Origin of the sequence: Streptomyces qaidamensis (assembly GCF_001611795.1) — a bacterium.
Classification (GTDB): Bacteria; Actinomycetota; Actinomycetes; order Streptomycetales; family Streptomycetaceae; genus Streptomyces; species Streptomyces qaidamensis.
On record NZ_CP015098.1, the window covers coordinates 8,938,530 to 8,962,576 of the forward strand.

At 70.8% G+C, this 24,047-nt stretch carries 22 protein-coding genes; 16 read left to right on the forward strand and 6 right to left on the reverse strand.

Features of this window, described 5'->3' with window-relative positions:
- Positions 1-17: 17 nt before the first annotated feature.
- Positions 18-1,286, reverse strand: a complete 1,269-nt coding sequence (locus A4E84_RS39230; RefSeq protein ID WP_062931098.1) for an MFS transporter — start codon at positions 1,284-1,286, stop codon at positions 18-20.
- 712 nt (positions 1,287-1,998) lie between these two features.
- On the opposite strand from A4E84_RS39230, the gene A4E84_RS39235 reads away from it, so the two are divergent.
- The 3 genes from A4E84_RS39235 to A4E84_RS39245 are packed head-to-tail and all read left to right on the forward strand — an operon-like array spanning position 1,999 to position 4,640.
- Positions 1,999-3,003 carry a C-terminal binding protein gene (locus A4E84_RS39235; protein ID WP_062931099.1) on the forward strand — a complete coding sequence of 335 codons (1,005 nt, stop codon included), beginning with the start codon at positions 1,999-2,001 and terminating at the stop codon, positions 3,001-3,003.
- A complete protein-coding gene (locus tag A4E84_RS39240; RefSeq protein WP_237305090.1) occupies positions 3,000-4,064 on the forward strand; it encodes a phosphotransferase family protein in 1,065 nt (354 codons plus the stop codon). Before A4E84_RS39235 ends, A4E84_RS39240 begins: the two co-directional genes overlap by 4 nt.
- A 45-nt stretch (positions 4,065-4,109) precedes the next feature.
- Entirely contained in the window at positions 4,110-4,640 is a 531-nt protein-coding gene (locus tag A4E84_RS39245) for a cupin domain-containing protein (protein WP_062931100.1), read from the forward strand.
- Positions 4,641-4,748: 108 nt separating this feature from the next.
- Here A4E84_RS39245 and A4E84_RS39250 read toward each other — a convergent pair whose 3' ends face one another.
- Entirely contained in the window at positions 4,749-5,966 is a 1,218-nt protein-coding gene (locus tag A4E84_RS39250) for a GNAT family N-acetyltransferase (RefSeq protein ID WP_062931101.1), read from the reverse strand.
- A gap of 538 nt (positions 5,967-6,504) precedes the next feature.
- Between A4E84_RS39250 and A4E84_RS45060 the strand changes: the two genes are divergently transcribed.
- The gene (locus A4E84_RS45060) at positions 6,505-6,723 is read left to right on the forward strand and encodes an alpha-L-rhamnosidase C-terminal domain-containing protein (protein WP_062931102.1); all 219 of its coding nucleotides are present in this window, start codon (positions 6,505-6,507) and stop codon (positions 6,721-6,723) included.
- 59 nt (positions 6,724-6,782) lie between these two features.
- On the opposite strand, the gene A4E84_RS39260 is transcribed toward A4E84_RS45060, so the two are convergent.
- A complete protein-coding gene (locus tag A4E84_RS39260; protein ID WP_062931103.1) occupies positions 6,783-7,934 on the reverse strand; it encodes a S1 family peptidase in 1,152 nt (383 codons plus the stop codon).
- A gap of 552 nt (positions 7,935-8,486) precedes the next feature.
- Here A4E84_RS39260 and A4E84_RS39265 point away from each other — a divergent pair.
- On the forward strand, positions 8,487-9,290 hold the full coding sequence (locus A4E84_RS39265) for a GntR family transcriptional regulator (protein WP_079129300.1): 804 nt from the start codon (positions 8,487-8,489) through the stop codon (positions 9,288-9,290).
- A gap of 97 nt (positions 9,291-9,387) precedes the next feature.
- Here the strand turns inward: A4E84_RS39265 and A4E84_RS45065 are convergent, their stop codons facing one another.
- The gene (locus A4E84_RS45065; protein WP_237305091.1) at positions 9,388-9,543 is read right to left on the reverse strand and encodes an IclR family transcriptional regulator domain-containing protein; all 156 of its coding nucleotides are present in this window, start codon (positions 9,541-9,543) and stop codon (positions 9,388-9,390) included.
- Positions 9,540-9,764, reverse strand: coding sequence for an IclR family transcriptional regulator (locus A4E84_RS45070; RefSeq protein WP_237305092.1), 225 nt, complete (start codon positions 9,762-9,764; stop codon positions 9,540-9,542). The genes A4E84_RS45065 and A4E84_RS45070 overlap by 4 nt, the downstream gene beginning before the upstream one ends.
- On the opposite strand from A4E84_RS45070, the gene A4E84_RS39270 reads away from it, so the two are divergent.
- From A4E84_RS39270 to A4E84_RS39300, 7 genes are all read left to right on the forward strand, one after another.
- The gene (locus A4E84_RS39270; protein ID WP_062931104.1) at positions 9,729-10,634 is read left to right on the forward strand and encodes a BCCT family transporter; all 906 of its coding nucleotides are present in this window, start codon (positions 9,729-9,731) and stop codon (positions 10,632-10,634) included. The genes A4E84_RS45070 and A4E84_RS39270 overlap by 36 nt on opposite strands.
- 111 nt (positions 10,635-10,745) lie before the next feature.
- Positions 10,746-11,831 (forward strand): S-(hydroxymethyl)mycothiol dehydrogenase, encoded by a 1,086-nt coding sequence (locus tag A4E84_RS39275; RefSeq protein ID WP_062931105.1) that lies wholly within the window; start codon positions 10,746-10,748, stop codon positions 11,829-11,831.
- Complete coding sequence (locus A4E84_RS39280) at positions 11,831-12,466, forward strand: MBL fold metallo-hydrolase (RefSeq protein ID WP_062931106.1); 636 nt, start codon at positions 11,831-11,833, stop codon at positions 12,464-12,466. The genes A4E84_RS39275 and A4E84_RS39280 overlap by 1 nt, the downstream gene beginning before the upstream one ends.
- 273 nt (positions 12,467-12,739) lie before the next feature.
- Positions 12,740-13,654, forward strand: a complete 915-nt coding sequence (gene folP / locus A4E84_RS39285; RefSeq protein ID WP_079129301.1) for a dihydropteroate synthase — start codon at positions 12,740-12,742, stop codon at positions 13,652-13,654.
- 168 nt (positions 13,655-13,822) lie between these two features.
- Positions 13,823-14,185 carry a bifunctional 3-phenylpropionate/cinnamic acid dioxygenase ferredoxin subunit gene (locus A4E84_RS39290; RefSeq protein WP_062931108.1) on the forward strand — a complete coding sequence of 121 codons (363 nt, stop codon included), beginning with the start codon at positions 13,823-13,825 and terminating at the stop codon, positions 14,183-14,185.
- A complete protein-coding gene (locus A4E84_RS39295; protein ID WP_079129302.1) occupies positions 14,182-15,345 on the forward strand; it encodes an NAD(P)/FAD-dependent oxidoreductase in 1,164 nt (387 codons plus the stop codon). The genes A4E84_RS39290 and A4E84_RS39295 overlap by 4 nt, the downstream gene beginning before the upstream one ends.
- A 93-nt stretch (positions 15,346-15,438) precedes the next feature.
- Positions 15,439-16,569, forward strand: coding sequence for an aromatic ring-hydroxylating oxygenase subunit alpha (locus A4E84_RS39300; RefSeq protein ID WP_062931110.1), 1,131 nt, complete (start codon positions 15,439-15,441; stop codon positions 16,567-16,569).
- A 67-nt stretch (positions 16,570-16,636) separates the two neighbouring features.
- On the opposite strand, the gene A4E84_RS39305 is transcribed toward A4E84_RS39300, so the two are convergent.
- Complete coding sequence (locus A4E84_RS39305; RefSeq protein WP_062931111.1) at positions 16,637-17,383, reverse strand: IclR family transcriptional regulator; 747 nt, start codon at positions 17,381-17,383, stop codon at positions 16,637-16,639.
- Positions 17,384-17,591: 208 nt separating this feature from the next.
- Here A4E84_RS39305 and betA point away from each other — a divergent pair, with 208 nt between their 5' ends.
- The 4 genes from betA to A4E84_RS39325 all read left to right on the forward strand — a co-directional run bounded on the left by betA (position 17,592) and on the right by A4E84_RS39325 (position 24,036).
- Positions 17,592-19,253: a choline dehydrogenase gene (betA, locus tag A4E84_RS39310; RefSeq protein WP_062931112.1), complete on the forward strand. Its 1,662-nt coding sequence runs from the start codon at positions 17,592-17,594 to the stop codon at positions 19,251-19,253.
- A gap of 196 nt (positions 19,254-19,449) precedes the next feature.
- Positions 19,450-20,919: an aldehyde dehydrogenase family protein gene (locus A4E84_RS39315; protein ID WP_062931832.1), complete on the forward strand. Its 1,470-nt coding sequence runs from the start codon at positions 19,450-19,452 to the stop codon at positions 20,917-20,919.
- Positions 20,920-20,938: 19 nt separating this feature from the next.
- Entirely contained in the window at positions 20,939-22,027 is a 1,089-nt protein-coding gene (locus A4E84_RS39320; RefSeq protein ID WP_062931113.1) for a quaternary amine ABC transporter ATP-binding protein, read from the forward strand.
- Complete coding sequence (locus A4E84_RS39325) at positions 22,027-24,036, forward strand: ABC transporter permease (RefSeq protein ID WP_062931114.1); 2,010 nt, start codon at positions 22,027-22,029, stop codon at positions 24,034-24,036. The genes A4E84_RS39320 and A4E84_RS39325 overlap by 1 nt, the downstream gene beginning before the upstream one ends.
- The last annotated feature ends 11 nt before the right edge of the window (positions 24,037-24,047 follow it).

The following is a 24,047-nucleotide window of genomic DNA, read 5'->3' on the forward strand; positions in this document are numbered from 1 at the left end:
GCCGGCGGAGCGTGCGGTCAGCGGACCGCGTTGTTGAATTGCGCGGGCCGGACGAATGCCAGGGCGACGACGCCCAGCAACGGCAGGACGGTGACCTGGAGCATCCCCGCCCGGCTCCAGCCGAAGGAGTCCACGAGCGCGGCGAAGAGCAGGCCCGAGAACGCCGCCGGCCCGTAGTAGCCGGTGACGAAGAGGCCGGAGGCGCGCCCGATCTGCGTCGGCCGGACCGCCCGCTGGATCGCGCTGTTGGTGTTCGGGTAGATGAAGCCCAGCCCAAAGGCGCCCATCAGGAAGGCGAACACGCACTGCACCTCCACCGCGGCCCGCGTCTCGTAGATGCACACGCTGATGACCGAGACGGCGAGCAGGCTGAGGATCAGCAGGTTGCGCTGGTTCACCCGGTCACCGAGCCAGCCGCCGAGTATGGCCGTCATGCCGCCGAAGCCGAGGAGGCTCATGGCCAGGGCCGCCTGCTCGGGGGAGTAGTGCAGCGAGCTGATCAGGTACGTCGGATACAGGCCGAGGAACCCGTAGATCGCCACACCGCTGACGACGGCGTGGACGGTCAGGGCGATGGTGTTGCGGTTGTAGGCGGAGGCCGGCATGTGCTCGTACGTCCTGGTCGAGAGGACCTTCTCGACGGAGGTCTCGGTCAGACCCGTCTTCACGAGGAACAGGGAGGCGGCGGCGATCAGCAGCCCAGCCGTGCCGAACAGGTAGAAGGGCGAGTGCCAGGTGCCGTGCATGCTCATGAGCTCGACGCCGATCAGCGGTGCGATGAACACGCCGACGGAGTAGCCCACGCCGATCACACCGAAGGCGAGGCCGCGCCGGTGGGCGAAGAAGGCGCCCATCGCCGCGAAGATCGCCGCAGACTGCATGCCCTCGCCGAAGCCCGAGACGACCCGGTACAGGGTCATGTCGGCGAAGCCGGTCGCCAGCGGCGTGGCCATGGTGCCCAGGGAGTAGATCACGATGCTGGCGAGCAGCACCGTCTTGCGGCGGAAGCGGTCCAGGAGGTAGCCCGCGGGCAGACCGGCCAGCGCCATGCCGAGGGTGAAGTTCGTGGCCAGCAGCCCGCCCTGCTCCAGGGAGAATCCGTACTCCTGACGAATGTTGGGGAGCAGCGGGGGGAAGACCTGGCGGTCCATCGCATTGACCATGTAGGAGAGAACGATCAGCAGGAAGCCCAGCCCGATCATGCTCTTGGAAAGGGGAGGGGCGCTGGTCTCCTCCGTGTCGTCGGCGGGCATGGCACTGGTGTCGACTTGCGCTGCGTGAGTCACTACGGCTCCTGAGGAGGAACGGGCCACGGCAGGCCGCGGTGGACGTATCGCCGGTACGGGGTGATGCGCACGGCGGCCGGATGCGGTGAGGCGAGAAGGGTGAGCTGAAAAACGGCACGGTCGGGCCGGCATGTGGCGAGAAAGCGCCGACCGGCGATATGGGGGGCGAAGGGGCAGCCGCGCGGTCGGATGCCGCGTGCGGAATTCAGCCGTATGTCGCCCGTCGGGGACGTCCGTGGCTATGGCGTCTTCGACAGCCGGATCTCGTGCGTTCCACGCTCTGGTCACACGGTCGGCGTTGCCAGAACGATGAAGGGAAGTTCAGGGCGCGTCAAGATGTGAACGCCGGATTTCTTCGGCGGCCCCCGTTTTCCGCTTGGTAACCGGCTTGTTGTCTCGCTCTTGACGCAGAGAAGCCCGCCAGTGCTATCGTTAGCACCAGTGGCTATGACAGAGTGATACGACGTGCCTCGGCATCTCGTGACCCGTACCCGTGACGTGGCGCGCCGCCCCGACCGACCACAAGTCGGCGGGCACCGGCACCCCACCCGAGCCCTGCGAACCTCTCCACCCCACCCACGGCGACCGAAGGCCCGATCGGGCGTGACATCGGCCGCCGTGCCGGATGACGATCAAACCTGCTGACCGACGCGACCGGGCGGGACGCCCGGCCGTCCGCTGCGGCCGCACGATTCTGCGAGGACGACCTGCCATGAAACCACCGAGCCGCCCCGGCACCGTGCTGCTCACCGACTACGCCTGGCCCGACGACTCGGTCGAGCGGTCGGTCATCGAGAACGCGGGCCACACCCTGGTGACCGGCCCCGCCGAGCCCTCCTCCGCCGGGGCGATCGAGAAGCTGGTGGCCGAGCACCGCCCTGCCGGCATCCTGACCTGCTGGGCCCCGGTCTCCGCCACCGCGATCGGGACCTCCCCGGATCTCCGTGTCGTGGCCCGGCTCGGAGTGGGCCTGGACAACATCGCCGTGGACACGGCCACCGAGCAGGGCGTGTGGGTCACCAACGTTCCGGACTACTGCGTCGAGGAGGTCTCCGACCACGCCGTAGGCATGGTCCTGGCCTGGACGCGCGGCCTGGCCGTCCTCGACCGCGAGGTCCGGGCGGGCCGCTGGAACCCGGCGAGCGCACGGCTGCGCCGGCTGTCGACGCTGACCTGCGGCATCGTCGGCTTCGGGCGGATCGGACGCGCCACGGCACGCAGGCTCGGCGCGTTCGGCTGCCGGATCCTGGCCCACGACCCGCACCCGCCGCGGGACGCTCCCGGCGTGGAGATGACCGGCCTGGAGGAACTGCTGCGCCGTAGCGACGTGGTGATCCTGCACGTGCCGCTCACGCCCGCCACCCACCACATCATCGGAAGCGACCAGCTGGCGCTGATGCGGCCGGGCGGTCTGCTGGTCAACGTCAGCCGGGGTGGCCTCGTCGACACCGACGCTGTGATCAAGGCGCTCGACAGCGGGCACCTGGACGGCGCCGCCTTCGACGTCCTGGAGACCGAGCCGGACGTCCCCGCCGGGCTCTCGGCACAGCCCGGGGCGCTCCTCACCCCGCACGTCGCCTTCTCCTCCGACGCGTCGGTCATCGAGCTGCGCCGCCGCGCCGCCGAGGAAGTCGTACGGGTCCTGGCGGGCGGGACACCGGCCCACGCCTGCAACACCCCTCGTGACCTGCCCGCCGGGTCGGGTGACCCGCGATGAACGCGAGCTCCGCGCAGATGAGTGCGGCCCTCGGGCCCGGCACCGCGCTGACGGACTTCCTGATCACCCAGTGCCTCGCCGAACCGGGCGAAACCGCCCGCTGGACGCCGCTGGCCGGCGGCGTCTCGTCCGACCTGTGGCGGGTGGACCTGCCCGGACGTTCCCTCTGCGTCAAGCGTGCCCTGGCCAAACTGAAGGTGACGGCCGACTGGCAGGCACCGGTGTCGCGCAACGCCTACGAGTGGGCCTGGATGCGGTTCGCCTCCCGGCACCGCCCGGACAGCGTCCCCGGCCTGCTGGCCCACGACCCCGGAGCCGGCCTGTTCGCCATGGAGTACCTTCCTCCCGAGCGGTACCCCGTCTGGAAGGCGCAGCTGCTGGGGGGTGAGGTGCGGGTGACGACCGCTGCGGCGGTCGGCGAACTGCTCGGCGCGCTGCACGCGGCGAGCGCGGGCGACACGGACCTCGCGGCGGAGTTCGCCACCGACGACAACTTCCACGCGCTGCGCATCGAGCCGTACCTGCTCGCCACCGCGGCCGCACACCCCTCCCTCGCCGACACCGTCCGCGGCCTCGCCGACCGCACGGCCACCACCCACGCGGCCCTGGTGCACGGTGACGTCAGCCCCAAGAACATCCTCGTCGGCCCGTCGGGTCCGGTGCTGCTGGACGCCGAGTGCGCCTGGTACGGGGACCCGGCCTTCGACGTCGCCTTCTGCGTCAACCACCTCCTCCTCAAGAGCCTGGTGGTGCCCGGTTGCCGCGGCGAACTCCTGCGCTCCGCCCGGGCATTGGCCGAGGCGTACGCCCGCTGTGTCGACTGGGAGCCGCGAGCGGCCGTCGAGGAGCGTGCCGCCACCCTGCTCCCGGCGCTGCTGCTGGCGCGTGTGGACGGCAAGTCCCCGGTGGAGTACCTCACGGACGACCGGCACCGGCTGTTCGTACGCACGGCGGCGACGGCCCTGCTGCGGGCGCCGGCTCCCACGATGTCGGACGTCGTGGACCTGTGGGAAACCGCCCTGCCGGCCCAGGCCGAACCCGTCGGCACCCCGCTCGACTGACCGACCGATGGGCCGGGCCCGACCGGCCCGGCCGAGGAGAGACACATGCGCAGAGTTGTCACCGGCCACGACGGGAACGGCAGATCGATCGTCGTCAGCGACGGCCCCGTCCCGCGGAGCCGGGAGTTCGTCAGCCTGCCGGGCTGGGTGTCCCGGCTGCCCTGGGCCACCGAACCGGGCGAAAAGGCCACCCGGTCCGGGGAGGACCCCACCCCGGACATCACCAGCCTGCTGCCCGCGCCCGGCGGTACGCGGTTCATCGTGCTGACCTTCCCGCCGGAATCCGCCTTCGCCGACCCGGCGTTCGACCCCGCCGCCTTCGACCGGGAGCAGCGGGCCGACTCGCCCGGCATCGCCGAACTCATCGAACCCGACGGCATGCACGCCACCCCGACCGTGGACTACGGCATCGTGCTGTACGGCGAGATCGTCCTCGAACTCGATGACGGCCACTGCACATCGCTCTCTCCGGGCGACATCGTGATCCAGAACGGCACCCGCCACGCTTGGCGCAACCGCAGCGACCAGCCGGCCACCATGGCGTTCGTCCTCATCGGCGCGGAACAAGGCGACTGACCGGGGCCGGACTTCAGTAACGGGGGCGATCCTTGCCGCTGCTTCCTGCGGCTGACGCACCGACCGAGCAGTCGATGAGCGGGACGTTTTCGAGGGCTGCAGGCGCGGTCAGAACCAGTGCAGGCAGTGCGGCGAGCGCTCGGTGCGGAAGAGCGCGTCGGCGAGGGTGGCTGCGCCCGGGTGGTGGACCCGGATGTGTCCGGCCCGTGCGAGTGTGCTCGGGGCGGTGCCGCCGAGGTAGACGGAGCCCAGGTCGCGGACGTCCAGGGACAGGTCCGGGTCCCGGTCCGTCGGGACGCAGTCGGCCTTGCCGTCCCGGACGGTCAGCAGGTAGCGGTCGTGTTGGCCGAGGAACGGGTCGTCGATGTCGAGGACCAGCTCGCCGTCCGCGAACCAGCCGCGCGCGGTCAGCGCACGCGGGACGTCCAGCAGCCGCACCCAGAGCCAGTCCATGTCGCCGCGGACCTCGCCGGCCCGGTAGTCCGCGAACTGCCAGCGCAGCGGGTGATCGGACGGGACGTGCTTGAACACCACCTGGGATACCAGGTCGTGTTCGAGGAGGAACCGGGCCAGGGCCGTGAAGACGGCGTCCTCGGTGGCAATCGTCTCGTCCACCGTCAGGGTGCCGGAGTCGATCGAGTAGCTGGCGTACCCGTCCGGGACGCCGTCGGCGCCCCGGTGCACGGCGATGTAGCGCTGTGCCGGTGATATCGGCGGCTGCCCCGCGCGCAAGGCCCACCAGCGGTGCGGCCGGGACAGCGCGCCGGGCTGGGCGCGGCGGTACCGGTCGTAGACCTCCTCCAGCATCTCGCCGCACTCGGCCCTGCGCAGTACCTCGACCGAGCCGGTCGCCGCTCCCTCGGCCACTCCGCTCGCCCGGGGGGCGGCGAGGGCGGCCTTGTGGCGGGGTACCTTCAGCTGCGCCGTGTACGTCGCCGGACCGTAGCCGAACCTGCCGTAGATCAGTGCCTCGGAGGCCAGCAGCACGGAGAGCATCTCCCCGCGGCCCCGCAGCTCGGTGAGCTGATGCCGCATCATCGCGCTGAGCACGCCCTGACGCCGGTGCGAGGGCAGGACGCCCACGGCGGTCACCCCGGGGGCCGGGACGAGCGTCTCACCGGGCAGGGTGAGCTCGAAGGAGTGCGTGGCGGCGGTCCCGGCGGGCCGCCCGTCCGCCGCCACGGCGATGAGGCAGCGGTCCATTTCGAGCGCCGACCACCAGAGCCCGCCGCCGTCGACCGGGGTCTCCGGGAAGAGCCCGAAAGCGGCATGGAGGGTGTCGACGAAGACGTCGAGATCCTTGTCGGTCGTGGGACGGATTTCCATCGTTGCCGCTGCCTCCCCGGGCTACCGGCACCACGGCTCGTGGTGTCCGGGCACAGTGCAGCGGCAACTCGTCATGAAGGCAAGGCAATTACCCGGCCAGGAGGTCCCGGTCAGAGGCCGGCGTCGGTCAGCCACTGCCCGGTGGTCCGGGGGGTGATGCCGAGCAGCTTCTGGGCGGAGCTCTCGGGTGTGATCGAGCGGTCCGGAAGCGTGCTCATGGCCGCCCAGGCGCTCGCGCTGGACGAGGGCCTGGTCCCCGAAGGGGAACGCGGGAGGGTCCTGGACGCGCTGGTCGAACTCGTCCACGCCCACCGGCCGTTGGGGGGGGCGGCCCCCACTTCAGCGGTGGCACCATCGGCCTGGCCCCCATCGTCAGGGCAGTGCACGCGGGCGGCCGCGACGACGTCCTCTGGTTCCACAGCGGTCTGGTCGGCATCCGCCGGGCACCGGGCAGTGCCGGCTACCGCGAACTGCTGATCGACCCCGTCCGGTCGGAAGGCTCACCCGTGCCGAGGGCAACCACCACACCCCGTACGGCGTGGTGTCCGCCCGGTGGCTCCGCGATAACGGCCGGTTCCGGCTCGACGTCCAGCTCCCGGCCAACACCACGGCACAGGTCCGGGTACCCACCGGCGGACGCAAGGCCCAAGTGACCCGGGACGGCGCGGTGTTCCAGGGCGTACGGGGCGACCGTGCCACGTACGGCGTGGCCTCGGGGAGGCAAGAGTTCGTCGCCTACGACGGTGAAAGCCGATGATGCGGGGGACGTGCTGTCCGCCGGACAGCACGTCCCCCGCACGGGGCGCCGTTCAGTGGTCAGGCGGTGTGCAGCCGCAGCCCGTACCTGTTGAGGACCTCGTTGACGGGCTGGTGCCAGGTCTCTCCGCCGCTGCTGCAGTTGCCCCAGCCGCCGGAGGTGACGCCCTGGGCCTGGTCGCCGCTGATGAAGGAGCCGCCGGAGTCACCGGGCTGGGCGCAGACGCTGGTCTTGGTCATCTGGTGGACGGCACCCTGGCTGTAGTTCACCGTCTCGTTCTTCGCCAGGACGGTGCCGCAGTGCCAGTGGGTGGTGGAGCCCGAACGGCAGACGGAGGCGCCCACCGGGGCCTCGGCGGAGCCGCGGACGAGCTGGTCGGGAACGGTGCCCCAGCCGAGCACCACCGGCACGGTCCACCAGCCGCTGCCCACGTTCACCCAGGCGTAGTCGTTGCCCGGGAACGACGACCCCTGGAAGTTGCCGATGTAGGACCGGTCCCAGCCGTACACGGCCGCGCTCGGCGAGCCGCAGTGCCCGGCGGTGACGAAGCCGCCGTGCACCGAAAAGCCTATGGAGCAGCGGACGTTGCCGGTGTAGTACGGGTCACCGCCCACGGTGCCGGCGGCGAAGGTACGCGGTGCGGCGGGGGTCTGCCGCACCGCCACGGGACCGGCCTCGCGGGCCCGGGCCAGGAAGGCCCGGACATCGTTGTCGTCCCGGTGCCCGTCGACGACGTTCACGACGACCTTGTTGGCCTTCGGATCCACGTGCCAACTGCCCACGTCGGCAGGCGCGGACAGTGCGTCGATGCGCTTCTTCGCCGCATCGAGCTGCCGTGCGTCGTACCGCACGAGGCGTACGGTCGCTCCGGTCGCGCGTACGGCGTCGGCCCGCGCGGCACGGGTGACGGCGACGGTGAGTTCGCCGCGGCCGGCGTCGAACCACGAGCCGCCGTAGGAGGAACCGGCGGCACTGCGGGCCTCGCGTTCGACGGCTGCCGCGGTCTTCTCCGCGGCCAGCCGTGCCTCGGCCGCGTCCCGGGTCAGCCCCAAGTCGCGCTGCATCGCGGACAGGAGGGCGGGGGAGGCGGGTGCTTCGGTGGAGCGTGCGGGAGCGTCCGCCGCGGAAGCGGGCAGGGCGCAGGCGGTGGTCCAGGTGCCGAGCAGGAGGAGCGCGGACAGTGCGGTACGCAGAGCTGTGGTGCGTCTCAAGGGATGCCCCTTCGTTGTTCCAGCAGAGTGGGGTGGAACAGCAGAGCCTGAGAGCGCTCTCGTGGTGCGCGCGGCAGAGCCTAGCCATGGAGCACGAAAAGGTCTATGCCACCGTTTCGGCCGTCCCTGAGGCCGGAAGCGCGTGCCGGGTCGGAAGCTGCATACACATGGCGGCGGGTAGGGTCCGCCGCCAGTGAGGGACAACACCCGGGTGCAGTCGTAAGGTGTATACACTTTCGGTGTATGCTTTTGGTGAGGTAGTCGACAACCCTGACGGAGCGGTGAAGTACCCCTGCCCACCGACTATGCGTGCCAGCACGCGGCTCGGGTGTCGGAGTGGCTACCCTGCGCATCGGCGTGGGACAGGAGCCTCCCTCGTTCTGGAGCGATGAGCGGCAGGGGTCACGGCCCCGGCCGGGGGTTCACCGCCGTCAACAGGTGGATACAGTCGACCCTCTTTTTGAAGCGGGCCGGAGACGGGCACAACAGCCCATGCCGTGGAGTTGCAGGGTGTCTATGCGTCGGCTGCATACACCTGGGTAGTCTCGCGGCGTGAGCAGGAGCAGAAGCGAGTCCCGCCAGGAACAGCGGCCGGCCCGCGACGAGACCGAGGCGCAGGCCGGAGCCGCGCCGTCGGAAGAGGGCCCCGCGGCCGCCGCGGGCGGGCGCCGCCTGGCTCTCGACGTCCACGGACAGCTGCGTGCCATGATCCTCAACGGCGAGCTGCCTCCCGGATCGGTGCTGCTCCAGGCCGAGATGGCCCGGAAACTGGGCGTCAGCCGCACACCGATGCGCGAGGCGTTCCGGCTGCTCCAGGAAGAGGGGCTCATCGACGCGCGGCCCGACCAGCGCGCCCGGGTGCGGTCGGTGCACCCCGAGGACCTGGACGCCGTCTACGGGGCCCGCATCCTGCTCGAAACGCTCGCCGTGAGCATGACGGCCCAGTCGTTCACGGCCGAGGACATCGAGCGCATGAGCGACGCCCTGAAGCGGATGCGGGGCCTGACGGTCGACGACCAGCCGGAGGAGTGGCACGCGGCGCACCACGAGTTCCACAGCATCGCCACCCAGGCGGTGGGACCCCACCTCCAGCGCATGATCGCTTCGCTCGGCGAACACAGCGAGCGTTACATCCGCCTGGCCCAGCTGGGCGCACCCGCCTCGTGGGGCAAGGCGTCCGCGGAGCACGAGGCACTCCTCGACGCGCTGCGCAGCGGCGATCCGGCCGAAGCCGCACGCGTGGTCGCCCGTCATCTGGCGCGCACCGCTCTGAGCGTGCTGGCGGACATCGCCCCCGAACACGAACCCGCGGCAACCCGCACCGCCTTGGCCATCGCGGGCAACGGCCGGCAGTGACTCCGGGCGGTGAGCCCTGAAGCGTCCAGCCACCCATGACACCGTCCGCGGTGGCTACGCCGTCGTCATGAGGCCCCGCCCCGTCGCCCTGCGACGGTCACAGTTCCTGGCCGATGTCCCGTGCCACCAGCAGCAGCGGTGAGGCCAGTCGGTTCAGCCGGCCCTTCGGGCAGCGCGCGGACGGTGCCGCCACGGCGACGGCGGCCACGGCCGTACCGGTGCGATCGCGGACGCACGCACCGACCGCGTTCACACCCCGCTCGCTCTCCTGGAGGTTGAGGGCCCAGCCGGTGTGCGGCGGATCGCTGTCAGCCCGGCCGCCAGACGCTGGACGTCCTCCAGCGCCTTGGGTTCTCCTCCGGGGAGTCCGCTCGGGTAGAGCGCCCGGAGTCGCTCCGGCGGCAGCTCGGCCAGCAGCGCCTTGCCGCCCGAGGTCACGTGGGCGGCCAGGAGCGCGCCCGTACGCTGGCCCACGCGCAGCGCCTGTGGTCCTTCGACTCCGTCCAGGAACTCCACGTCGTCGGCCCCACCGTGTTCATCCTGGAGAGCCAGACCGAGGCACTGGGCGGCTACCTGGCCTCGCTGCCGAGGATGAGCTTCACGACGGGTGCCTTCGGCGGCGGCGAGTGGCTCTCCGGCTGGACGATCTTCTACTGGGCGTGGTGGATCTCCTGGACACCGTTCGTCGGGACGTTCATCGCGCGGATCTCCCGCGGCCGGACCATCCGGGAGTTCATCGTCGGCGTCATCGTCGCGCCGAGCCTGGTCAGTGTCGTGTGGTTCGCGATCCTCGGGGGCACCGCCCTGAACCAGCAGATGCACGGCGCCGATCTGGCGTCGGCCGTCGCCCAGGGCGAGGAGGCGGGTCTGTTCGCCACCCTGCAGAACCTTCCTTGGTTCTCCGTCACCTCGGTCCTGGTCATCGTGCTCGTCGGCCTGTTCTTCGTCAGCGGCGCCGACGCCGCCTCCGTGGTGCTGGGCATGCTCTCCTGTCGTGGCAGCACGAGCCCCGGACGCCCCGTCGTGATCCTCTGGGGCGCGCTGACCGGTCTGGTCGCGGCCGTGCTGCTGATGGCGGGCGGGCTCGAAGCGGTCAAGCAGGTGGCCATCATCGCCGCGTTCCCCTTCCTCTTCGTGATGATCGGCCTGTGCGTCTCCCTGGTGAAGGCGCTGCGCGCCGAGCCGGCGGACGTTCCCGAAGCGGCGCGCGAGCACGAGGGGGACGCCGACGCCGCGGTCGAGCCGAGGGAGGGCCCCGGTGTGGTGCCGACCGAGGCGCTGGCGGACTCGCAGCCCGCGAGCTGTGCATCCGCCGAGTCGGTCCGGTACCGGCCGACCCCTTGACCCCCGGTGTCCTCCTCCCCGATGCTCAGTTGCGTATAGCGGTGCGTGTATCTGATGAGGCAACTCTCGAAGCAGCGTACCCGCGCGACTTTCCCGTCTGAGGAGCAGCTCATGGCTCACGAGGTACGTGCCGTCGTCGCCCGGAAGAAGGGCGCCCCGGTTTCCGTCGAGACGATCGTCGTCCCCGATCCCGGTCCGGGGGAGGCGCTGGTCAAGGTCGAGGCGTGCGGCGTCTGCCACACCGACCTCCACTACCGCGAGGGCGGGATCAACGACGAGTTCCCCTTCCTTCTGGGACACGAGGCGGCCGGTCGCGTGGAGGCGGTGGGGGAGGGGGTCACGGGCGTCGAGCCCGGGGACTTCGTCATCCTCAACTGGCGTGCCGTGTGCGGCCAGTGCCGGGCGTGCAGCAAGGGCAAGCCCTGGTACTGCTTCGCCACGCACAACGCGACGCAGCCGATGACGCTGCTCGACGGCACCCCGCTCTCGCCCGCCCTCGGCATCGGCGCCTTCGCGGAGAAGACCCTGGTCGCCGCCGGACAATGCACCAAGGTGGACCCGGCGGCCCCGGCGGCGGCAGCCGGGCTGCTCGGATGCGGTGTCATGGCGGGCTTCGGCGCCGCCGTCAACACCGGCGCCGTCGGGCGGGGGGACTCCGTCGCCGTCATCGGCTGCGGCGGTGTCGGCATGGCCGCCGTCGCGGGCGCCCGGCTCGCCGGCGCGTCCAAGGTCATCGCCGTCGACATCGACCAGCGCAAGCTGGACCGTGCCATGACCATGGGAGCCACCCACACCGTCGACGGCGCCAAGGGCGACGTCGTGGAGGCGGTGCGCGAACTCACCGGCGGCTTCGGCGCGGACGTCGTCGTCGAGGCCGTCGGCCGCCCGGAGACGTACCGGCAGGCCTTCTACGCCCGGGACCTGGCCGGCACCGTCGTGCTGGTCGGCGTGCCCACCCCGGAGATGAAGGTGGAACTGCCCCTGCTCGACGTCTTCGGTCGCGGCGGCGCGCTGAAGTCCAGCTGGTACGGCGACTGCCTGCCCTCGCGGGACTTCCCGGCCCTCATCGACCTGTACCTGGGCGGCCGGTTCGACCTCGACGCGTTCGTCACCGAGACCATCGGACTCGGGGACGTGGAGGAGGCATTCGAGAAGATGCACGGCGGCGACGTGCTGCGCTCCGTGGTGGTGCTGTGATGGCCGGCGCACCGCGCATCGAACGCCTCGTCACGAGCGGCACGTTCAGCCTCGACGGCGGCACCTGGGACGTCGACAACAACGTCTGGATCGTCGGCGACGACGACGAGGTGCTCGTCATCGACGCGGCGCACGACTCCGACGCCGTCCTGGAGGCCGTCGGTGACCGCCGCCTGTCCGCCGTCGTGTGCACCCACGCCCACGACGACCATGTGCGCGCCGCACCGGACGTCGCTCTCGCCACCGGCGCGCGCGTCCTGCTGCACCCCGACGACCAGGTGCTGTGGAAGATGGTGCACCCGAACCGCCGCCCCGACGGCCCGCTCGCCGACGGCGACGAACTCCTCGTCGCGGGCATCGGACTGCGCGTCCTCCACACGCCCGGCCACGCACCCGGGGCCGTGTGCCTGTACGCCCCCGACCTCGGGGCACTGTTCAGCGGCGACACGCTGTTCGCGGGAGGGCCCGGCGCGACCGGCCGCTCGTACAGCGACTTCGGCACGATCATCACCTCGATCGGCGACCGGCTGTTGACGCTCCCCGGCGAGACGGTCGTGCACACCGGACACGGCGACACGACCACCGTCGAGGCGGAAGCTCCGCACCTGCAGGAGTGGGCCGCCCGCGGCTGGTGACACGATCCCCGCCGTACCGGCCGGGGTGGCCGAACGCCCTCGTCCTCCAGGTTCCTGGCGGGACCCATGGGCACGACCCACCCCGGCCGTCCCGGCCCGGATGCATCCGGGCACCCTTCCGATCCCAGGGCCTGCAGTCCCACCCGCCTTGACAGCGCCTCGCGGCGTCCCGACACTCGTTGCCCATATCGCACATGGTTCCTCTATATGCAACGAGGTGGACAAGCCCATGACGACTCCCGTGCGTCCCCTCGCCGACCCGCCCCGCGTCGCATGAGCACCGCCGCCCGGACCGACCGGGCCGCTCCCGTCCTTTCCCCGCGAGGTCTGCCCCGCCTGGAGCGGACCCTGGTGATGGGCATCGTGAACGTCACGCCCGACTCGTTCTCCGACGGCGGGCGGTGGTTCGACCCGGACCGGGCCGTCGCGCACGGACTCGCACTGCTCGAAGAGGGCGCGGACATCCTGGACGTGGGCGGCGAGTCGACCCGCCCCGGCGCCACGCGCCCGCCGGTCGAGGAGGAACTGAGGCGCGTGCTGCCGGTCGTCCGCGCGCTCGCCGCAGCGGGCGCGAAGGTCAGTGTCGACACCATGCGGGCCGAGGTCGCCGCCCGCGCCGTCGAGGCCGGCGCGGCTCTCGTCAACGACGTCTCCGGCGGACTCGCCGACCCGGCCATGCTGCCGATCATGGCGCGGGCCGGTACGCCCTACGTGGTGATGCACTGGCGCGGGCACTCCGCCGGCATGCAGGCGCACGCCGTCTACGACGACGTCGTCACCGACGTCGTCGACGAGTTGCGGACGAGAGTCGAGGCGGCCGTGAGCGCCGGAATCCCGCCGGACTGTCTCGTCGTCGACCCGGGGCTGGGGTTCGCCAAGCACGCCGAGCACAACTGGCGACTCCTCGGCCGCCTCCGGGAGGTCACGGCCGCACTCGGCCGGCCCGTTCTGGTGGGTGCGGCACGGAAGGCGTTTCTGGGCCACCTGCTGAGGGACCCGGAGACGGGCCGGCCCCGCCCGGCGCACCTGCGGGACGCCGCCACCGCCGCGGTGTCGGTCCTGGCCGCCGCGCAGGGCGCCTGGTGCGTCCGCGTCCATGACGTCGCGTCGACGGCCGACGCGGTGCGCGTGACCGCCCGCTGGGGCGTCGAGAACGCGCCGACACCGCCGCCGGCGCCCCGGTTCTGAGGGGTGCACAGCTCTGACCTGCGTTTCTCATGACGCAGGGCGTTTCATATCACGCAACGAAAAATATGGGTGTCGAGCGACCGTGAACTCCTTGACAAGGGTTTGTGGGCGACCCCAAACTGGCGTTGCGTTCACCGCAATCCGTTTCGCTATACGCACCGAGGTGTCATGATGATTCCCGCGTGCCGTCTCGTGGATCTGCCCCGAGGCGAGGCCCACAGGCTCGACATCGACCCGCCGGTCTCGGTGTTCCACACCGACGACGGCGAACTCTTCGCCATCGACGACACATGCACCCACCAGGACGCCTCGCTCGCCGACGGTTGGCTGGAGGGCTGCGAGGTCGAATGCCCGCTGCACGCCTCGAAGTTCAACCTCAAGACCGGAGCCGTCGACGCCCCGCCGGCCAAGCTCCCGGTGCGCACGCACGAGGTTTTCGTCGAGGACGGCATGATCTACGTCCGGCTGTCCACGGCAGCCCCGAACCTGCCTCCCTGCATCGCCGCCCGGCTCGCCGGGGGCGTCGCGTGAGGACAGTGGCCGTGGTGGGCGCGTCGCTGGCCGGTCTGTCGGCGGCGCGCTCGTTGCGCAAACAGGGATACGACGGACGGCTTGTCGTCATAGGCGACGAGCTCCACCGCCCGTACGACAGGCCGCCCCTGTCCAAGGAGTTCCTGGCCGGCGGCATCGGCGAAGCCGATCTCGCACTGGAGCCGGACGGCGAGGACCTGCAAGCGGAGTGGCTGCTCGGCGCCCGCGCCGCCGGACTCGACACCACCCCCCGCGCCGTGCGGCTCGCCGACGGCCGGGAGGTGAGAGCCGACGGCATCGTCATCGCCACCGGTGCTTCCGCCCGGACCCTGCCCGGCATGGACGGCCTGGCCGGTGTGCACACCCTGCGCACCCTGGACGACGCCCGCGCCCTGCGGGACGAACTGGCCCGGGGCGGACGCCTGGTCGTGATCGGCGGCGGCTTCATCGGCGCCGAGGTCGCCTCCACCGCCTGCGCGCTCGGCCTCGACGTGACCATCGTCGAGGCGGCGCCCACCGCCCTGGCCGGACCGCTCGGCGCGACCATGGGCGGCATCGTCTCCGCTCTCCACGCCGACCACGGCGTGCGCCTGTTGTGCGGCGTGGGCGTCAAGGGGCTGAGCGGCGAGACCCGTGTCGAAGCCGTCCTCATGGAGGACGGCCGCAGCATCCCCGCCGACATCGTCGTCGTGGGTGTCGGGGCCCGCCCCTGCGTCGACTGGCTGGCAGGCTCCGGTGTCGAACTCGACGACGGCGTCAAGTGCGGCGCGGACGGCCGTACCAGCCTGGCCGGGGTGGTCGCGGTCGGCGACTGCGCCTCCTGGTACGACCCGCGCGCGGGCGCCCACCGCCGTGTCGAGCACTGGACCGGCGCCCGGGAACGCCCCGATGCGGCGGTGGCCGCCCTGCTCTCCTGGGGCGAGTCCGAACCGGGCGTACCGAGGCCGCCGTACTTCTGGTCCGACCAGTACGGCGTGAAGATCCAGTTCGCCGGCAACGCGTCCCGTGCCGACAGCGTCACGATCGAGGAAGGCAGCGCGGACGACCGTGACGTCCTGGCCGTCTACCGGCGTGCCGGGCACCCGGTCGCCGTACTCGGGATGAACCAGCCCCGGCTGTTCATGCGCTGGCGCAAGCAGCTCGCGGCCAACACGCCCTGAGCAGTGCGTTGCTCCTTGAACCGACGACGTCCGGTGTAGCTCGTCCCGGCGCGTGCATGCCCCGATCCACGACGTTTCTGTGAGGAGTGCACAGTGACCTCGACCGGCCTGCCGGAAAGTCTCATCGCCACCCTGCCCGGCTCCGCCTACACGGATCCCGGGGTCTTCGCACAGGAGCAGGAACACATCCTCGAGGCGATGTGGTTCTGCGCCGTGCGCGCCGCCGACCTCGCCGGCCCCGGGGCGTTCCGGACCGTGCAGGTCGGCCGCGAGAGCATCCTCATCACCCGTGCACGCGACCAGTCCGTACGCGCCTTCTTCAACGTCTGCCGGCACCGCGGGGCCAAGCTCTGCACGGCGGAGAGCGGCGAGGTCAAGCGCGCCTTCCAATGCCCCTACCACGCCTGGACGTACGACCTGACGGGCAAACTCGTCGCGGCGCCCAACCTCACGAAGATGCCCGACGTCAGCCGCACCGAGTACGGCCTGGCGAGCGTGGCGGTGCGCGAGTGGCTCGGCTACGTGTGGGTGTGCCTCGCCGAGAACCCGCCCCCCTTCGACGAGGTCGTGCAGGACGTCGTCGCGCGTCTCGGCGACACGGAGTCGATCGAGCACTACGGCATCGAGGACCTCGACATCGGCAGACGGATCGTCTACGACGTCCGGGCGAACTGGAAGCTCATCGTCGAGAACTTCATGGAGTGCTACCACTGCGCGACGATCCACCCCGAACTCACCGAGGTGCTGCCCGAGTTCGCCGACGGCTACGCCGCCCAGTACTACGTGGGGCACGGCGCGGAGTTCGGCGCGGACGTCAAGGGCTTCACCGTCGACGGCTCGGAGGGCCTCGACCGCATCCCGGGCGTCACCGAGGACCAGGACCGCCGCTACTACGCGATCACCGTCCGCCCGCAGGTGTTCATCAACCTCGTGCCCGACCACGTGATCTTCCACCGGATGTACCCGGTCGCCGCGGACCGCACCATCGTCGAGTGCGACTGGCTCTACCTCAAGCACGTCGTCGAGAGCGGCAAGGACGTCAGCCGGTCGGTGGAGCTCTTCGACCGGGTCAACCGGCAGGACTTCGACGCGTGCGAGCGCTGCCAGCCCGCGATGAGCTCCCGGCTGTACGCCAAGGGCGGGGTCCTCGTGCCGAGCGAGCACCACATCGGCGAGTTCCACACCTTCGTCCAGGAGCGCCTGGGCGTGGGGCGGCCGCGGTAAGGCGGCTCCCGGCCTCCGGTTCCCGGCCCCGGCGCGAGGGGCGGCCGGAGCAGGCGGCGCTGCGGGCTCAGCCCAGGTAGCCCATCCGATGGCTGATCTCGTCCGCGCCCTTGACCAGCACCGGAGCGAGGTCGTGCATCCGGTCCTCGGTGAGCCGGTACGCCGGTCCGGAGGCGCTGATCGCCGCGATGACCTCGCCGTCCCGGTTGCGGACCGGGGCGGCCATGGCGTGCAGCCCCGCCTCGAACTCCTCCAGCGTCCAGGAGTAGCCGCGCTCCAGCGCCTCGGTGAGGTTCTTCTCCAGCTTCGTCTTCGCGGTCAGGGTGCGGGGCGTCATCTTCTTCAGTCCCGCGTCCGACAGCAGCGCGGCGCGCTCCTTCGCCGGCATGTGGGCCAGCAGGATCTTGCCGCTGGAGGTGGCGTGCAGCGGCGTCAGCTGGCCGACCCAGTTGAACGCCGTGACGGCGCCCGGACCGCGCACCTGGTACAGGTTGATCGCGTACTTCTCCTGCATCACGGCGAGGTTCACGGTCTCGCCGATCTCCTCGGCGAGACGCTCGCAGACCGGGCGGCTCTGCTGGGTGATGTCGATGCGCCCGGTGACCGCGCCGGCGAGACGGACGATGCCGAAGCCGAGGCGATACTTGCCGCGCTCACCCGCCTGCTCCACCAGGCCGCGCACCTCCAGGGCGCCCAGCAGCCGGAACGCGGTGGACTTGTGGACGTCGATCTCGGCGGCTACCTCGCTGACTCCGGCCTCGCCGCGCTGGGCCAGGATCTCCAGCACGGTGATGGCCCGGTCGACCGACTGCACCCCACCGGTCGGCGCGCTTGTCGTTTCGGTATCTGGATGGTAGTTGCTCACGTCGCAACTATACGGGCGATTAACATAGCCGACAGCAGTGCAGGTCACGGCCTTGTCCCGAGAAAACGGAAGTTGCGTTGTCCGCAACCTGGTGCGCATAGAGATACCGGTACTAGCATGCCGCGCATTCTCTACGGCGCGAGCGAGACGAGGCCTCATGGCTGACTTGCAGTACGACTTCGTCATCGTCGGTGGTGGATCGGCCGGCAGTGCACTGGCCAACCGGCTCTCCGCGGATCCCGGCAACCGGGTCCTGGTTCTGGAGGCGGGCAGACCCGACTACCCATGGGACGTCTTCATCCACATGCCCGCGGCACTGACCTACCCGATCGGCAGCCGCTTCTACGACTGGAAGTACGAGTCCGAACCCGAGCCCCACATGGGCGGCCGGCGCGTCTACCACGCGCGCGGCAAGGTCCTGGGTGGTTCCAGCAGCATCAACGGCATGATCTTCCAGCGCGGCAACCCCATGGACTACGAGCGCTGGGCGGCCGACCCCGGAATGCAGAACTGGGACTACGCGCACTGTCTGCCGTACTTCCGGCGGATGGAGAACTGCCTGGCAGCCGACCCGGACGACGAGTTCCGCGGGCACGACGGCCCTCTCGTCCTCGAACGGGGTCCGGGGACCAACCCGCTCTTCGAGGCCTTCCTCAAGGCCACGGAGGAGGCGGGGCACGCTCCCACCAGCGACGTGAACGGCTATCGACAGGAAGGTTTCGCCAGGTTCGACCGCAATGTCCACCGCGGTCGCCGGCTGTCGGCCGCGAAGGCATACCTCAAGCCCGTACGGAAGCGGCCCAACCTCACCGTCACCACGCGCGCCCTGGTCACCCGCGTCCTCTTCGAGGGCAAGCGGGCCGTCGGCGTCGAGTACCGGCGCGGTCGAGGCGGACCCCAGCGGGTGCGGGCCGGTGAGGTCATCCTCTGCGGAGGTGCGATCAACTCCCCGCAACTCCTCCAGCTCTCCGGCGTCGGCAACGCCAAGGAGCTCGCGGCGCTCGGCGTGGACGTCGTACACGATCTGCCGGGCGTCGGCGAGAACCTCCAGGACCACCTGGAGGTCTACATCCAGTACGGCTGCAAGCAGCCCGTCTCCATGCAGCCGTACCTCGCGAAGTGGCGGGCCCCCTTCATCGGCCTGCAGTGGCTCTTCCGTACGGGCCCGGCCGCGACCAACCACTTCGAGGCGGGCGGATTCGTCCGCGGCAACGACGACGTGGACTACCCCAACCTGATGTTCCACTTCCTGCCCATCGCAGTCCGCTACGACGGCTCCGTGCCCGCCGGCGGGCACGGCTACCAGGTGCACGTCGGGCCCATGTACTCCGACGCCGTCGGCTCGGTGAAGATCAAGAGCAAGGATCCCGCCGAACACCCCGCGCTGCGCTTCAACTACCTCTCCACCGAGCAGGACCGCCGCGAGTGGATCGAGGCCGTCAGGGTCGCGCGGAGGCTGCTGAACCAGCCCGCCATGGCCCCGTACAACGCCGGGGAGATCTCGCCCGGCCCGGCCGTGGAGACCGACGAGGAGATCCTCGCCTGGGTCGCCAAGGACGCCGAGACCGCGCTGCATCCGTCCTGCACCTGCAAGATGGGCACCGACGAGATGGCCGTCGTGGACCCGGCCGACCTGCGCGTGCACGGCGTGGAGGGACTGCGGGTCGTCGACGCGTCCGTGATGCCCTACATCACCAACGGCAACATCTACGCGCCGGTGATGATGATCGCCGAGAAGGCGGCCGACCTCATCCTCGGCAAGGAGCCGCTGCCGCCGTCCGCCGCCGCGTACTACCGACACCGCGAAGCACCCGCGTAACCGCCCGTTTTCAGACAGCGGACCGGCCCGGAAACACGGCGTTCCGGGCCGGTCGGCCTCGGGTTCCAAGGGGCTGCCTCCTTGGTGAAACCGTCATCGTCAACCCCTTGACGTGGGTTCCCGCCTTCTCCAGAGTGTTCCACCACAAGCAATACGGTGCGCGATGCGCAACGCGATTCGCTCGAAGGGTCCCGACGTGGCAGACCTGTACGTGCATGGAAAATGGCGGGATCCCGTGGCCGGAGGCCATCGGGACATCCGCTGCCCCGCCGACGGCACACTCTCCGTGACCGTGTCCGAAGGCACCCGGCCCGACACCGAGGCGGCCATCGCAGCGGCCCGCCGGGCCTTCGACGAGGGGCCCTGGCCGCGCACCCCCGAGCGCGAGCGCGGCGCGCTCCTGCTGCGCACCGCCGACATCCTCGAACGCGACGCCGACGCGTTCGCCCGCGCCGAATCACTGGACACCGGCAAGCGGCTCGTGGAGAGTGCGTACGACATCGCCGACGTCGTCTCCTGCTTCCGCTACTACGGGGGGCTCGGCGGCACCGACGCCGGCCGGGTGATCGACACCGGCCGCGACGACGCCGTCAGCCGCGTCGTGTACGAGCCGATCGGCGTGTGCGCACTGATCACCCCCTGGAACTACCCGCTGCTCCAGGCGAGTTGGAAGGTGGCACCCGCGCTGCTCGCAGGCAACACGATCGTCCTCAAACCCAGCGAACTCACCCCCTCCACCTCGATCCTGCTGATGAGAGCCCTGGCGGAGGCCGGACTTCCGGACGGCGCAGCCAATCTCGTCCTGGGGGCCGGGCCCGAGGTGGGAGCACCGCTCGCCGAGGACCCCGCCGTCGACATGGTCTCCTTCACCGGAGGCCTGGACACCGGAAGACGCATCATGGCCACCGCCGCCGCGACCGTGAAGAAGGTCGCGCTGGAGCTCGGCGGCAAGAACCCCAATGTCGTCTTCGCCGACGCCGACTTCGAGACGGCCGTGGACTTCGCGCTCACGGCCGTCTTTCTGCATTCGGGCCAGGTCTGCTCGGCCGGCGCCCGGCTGATCGTCGAGGACGCGCTGCACGACCGGTTCGTCGACGAAGTGGTCCGCCGCGCCCGGCGCATCCGTCTCGGCGGCCCCTTCGACCCGCAGGCCGACACCGGCCCGCTGATCTCCGCCCAGCACCTGGCGAAGGTCGAGGCATACGTCGCGGCCGGACTCGCGCAGGGCGCCGTCCTGCGCTGCGGCGGTGAACGCCCCGCCGACCCGGCCCTGGCCGACGGCCACTACTACCCGCCGACCGTGCTCGACGCGTGCGGTCAGGACATGAGCGTGGTGCACGAGGAGTCCTTCGGGCCCGTCCTCACCGTGGAGCGCTTCACCGACGAGGACGACGCCGTACGCATCGCCAACGACACCGAGTACGGACTCGCCGGTGCCGTCTGGACGCAGGACGCCGGCAAGGCACAGCGGGTCGCCCGCCGGCTGCGCCACGGCACGGTGTGGATCAACGACTACCACCCCTATGTGCCGCAAGCGGAATGGGGTGGGTTCGGGCATTCCGGCGTAGGCCGGGAGCTGGGACCGACGGGCCTGGACGAGTACCGGGAGCCCAAACACATCTGGCAGAACATCCAACCCCGGCCGCAGCACTGGTTCCGCGGCTGAACGCCGAAAGAGGTCGAACATGACCCCAGCAACGACCGAGGCGCCGCGGCGGCGCGACACCCCCCAGGACTCGGCACCCACCCCGGTCATCTCCGTACGCGACCTGTGGAAGGTGTTCGGGCCGAAGGCGGCCCAGGTGCCCGGTTCCGAGGAACTGCGCGGACTCACCCGCCGCGAACTGATGGACCGCACGGGATGCACGGCCGCCGTGCGCGACGTGAACTTCGAGGTCGCGCCCGGCGAGGTGTTCGTCGTGATGGGCCTGTCCGGCTCCGGCAAGTCCACCCTGGTGCGCTGTCTGACCCGGCTCATCGAACCCACCGCCGGCGAGATCCTCTTCGAGGGCGAGGACATCCGCGACGCGGACGCGAGCCGCCTGCGCGAGCTGCGCCGCAGCAAGTTCTCCATGGTCTTCCAGCACTTCGGGCTGCTGCCGCACCGCCGGGTCGTCGAGAACGTGGCCTTCGGGCTGGAGATCCGCGGCATGAGCAGAGCCGAGCGCACCAAGCGCGCACTGGAGGTCGTCGAGCTCGTCGGCCTCTCGGGCTACGAGAGCTCCTACCCGGACCAGCTGTCCGGCGGCATGCAGCAGCGCGTGGGTCTCGCCCGCGCCCTGGCCGGCGACCCCGACGTGCTCCTCTTCGACGAGCCGTTCTCGGCGCTCGACCCGCTGATCCGCCGCGACATGCAGAACGAGGTCGTCCGTCTGCACCACGAGGTCGGCAAGACGATGGTGTTCATCACCCACGACCTGTCCGAGGCGCTACGGCTGGGCGACCGCATCCTCATCATGCGCGACGGCGCGATGGTCCAGTGCGGCACCGGTGACGAACTGGTCGGCGCCCCCGCGGACGACTACGTACGCGACTTCGTCAGGGACGTGCCCCGCGGTGACGTCCTGACCCTGCGGTGGATCATGCGCCCGGCGGAGCCCGACGACCCGCTGGACGGTCCCGAGCTGGGCCCGGACGTCGTGGTGAAGGAGGCCACGCGGGCGGTGCTGGCGGCCGAGAAGCCGGTCAAGGTCGTCGAGAACGGCAAACTGCTCGGCATCGTCGGTGACGAGGAGATCCTCGCGGTGGTCGCCGGGCAGGAAGGCGACGCGTGATGACCGTCGCCGTGCACAAGACGCAGAGACCGGAGAGGACCGGGAGCGAGGAGCCGCCCGCCCCCGCCCGGCGGGCGCGTACGGTCAGCCGCTCGGTGATCGTCGCCGGGATCCTGGTCGTCTGGCTCGTCCTCTTCGCCGTGCTGCGCGGCAAGCAGACCCTGTCCCTCGCCGCGGCCGATCTGACCGACCTGCACCGGTGGTTCAACGACGTCAACGACTCCATCGGAGCGAACCGCAACTCCAACCCGCTCTTCCTCTACTTCTTCAACGAGATCCGCCTGGTCATCGACACTCTGGTGACCTTCGTCCAGGAGCTGATCTCACAGCCGCCCGCGGGCCGCCCGGTTCCGCAGATCGGCTGGCTCGGTGTCGTGGGCATCGTCGGCTACGTCTCCTGGGCCCTGGGCAACTGGCGGGTCGCGCTGCTCGCCGTCGCCGGCTTCACCTTCCTCGGCCTCCAGGGGCTCTGGCAGGAGAGCATGGACACGCTGGCGCTGACCCTCTCCGCGGTCTGCGTGGCGCTGCTGTTCGCCCTCCCGCTGGGGGTGTGGGCCGGGCTGTCCGACCGGGTCAACCGGATCGTGACACCCTTCCTGGACTTCATGCAGACGATGCCGACCTTCGTCTACCTGGCGCCCCTGACCCTGTTCTTCCTGATCGGTCCGGCCTCCGCCACCATCGCGACGGCGATCTACGCGGCGCCACCCGCGATCCGCATCACCGCCCACGCCATCCGCTCGGTACCCGAGACCACCGTCGAGGCGGCGGACTCGATGGGCGCGACGCGGCGCCAGGCGCTGCTGAAGGTGCTGCTGCCGATGTCCAAACGGACCGTGGTGATGGGCGTCAACCAGACCATCATGGCCGCCCTGGCCATGGTGACCATCGCGGCCCTGATCAACGCGCCCGGCCTCGGTGCGACGGTCGTCCAGGCCCTGCAGTCGCTGGACGTCGGCACGGCGTTCAACGCCGGACTGGCCATCGTCGTCATGGCCATCGTGCTCGACCGGGTCACCACCGCCGCGAGCGTACGGGCCGACACGGCCCGGGGCTCGGACAGTCCCTTCCTCAAGTGGCGGCGGCACCTGGTGGTGGCCCAGGGAGTGGTGGCCGCGGTCCTGGTGTACCTGTCGCGCACCTACCTGTGGGCGGCCGAGTTCCCCGGCGAGGGCGGCACCGGCAGCACCATCGCCAAGGCGGCCACCGACGTGACCACCTGGGCACAGGACAACCTCTCGGGTCTGACCAACGCCTTCCGCGACGCCCTCACCAACGGCCTCCTGAACCCCTTCCAGACCCTGCTGACCGACTCCCCGTGGTGGCTCGTCGGCGCCGCCCTCGTCGCGCTCGGCACGGTGCTCGGCGGATGGCGTGCCGGGGCCACCTCCGCCGTGTGCGTGGGGCTGCTCATCGGCACCGGCGTGTGGTCGGACGCCATGACGACCCTGGCGTCCACCACGGTGGCCACCGTGCTCGTGATGCTGCTCGGCGTCGTCCTCGGGGTGTGGATGGGACGCAGCGCGCTCGTCGACCGGCTGCTCAGGCCGTCCCTGGACGCGGCCCAGGTCATGCCGCCGTTCGTCTATCTCGTGCCGTTCCTCGCGCTGTTCGGCGCGACACGGTTCACGGCGATCGTCGCCGCGATCGTCTACGCGGCACCCGTCGCCATCAAGATCATCGCCGACGGGGTGCGGGCCGTGCCCGGAACCACCGTGGAAGCGGCGATGTCCACCGGATGCAACACCTGGCAGATCATCACCAAGGTCCAGCTGCCGATGGCACGCGGCGCCCTGACCCTCGCCACCAACCAGGGCCTCATCTACGTGCTGTCGATGGTCGTCGTCGGCGGTCTGGTGGGAGCGGGCGCCCTCGGCTACGACGTCGTGGCCGGGTTCTCGCAGGGCCAGTTGTACGGCAAGGGCCTGGCGGCCGGACTCGCCATCGTCCTGCTCGGAGTCATGTTCGACCGGATCACTCAGGCAGCGGCTCGCCGCGCCGGAGCATAAGGAGCACCTCA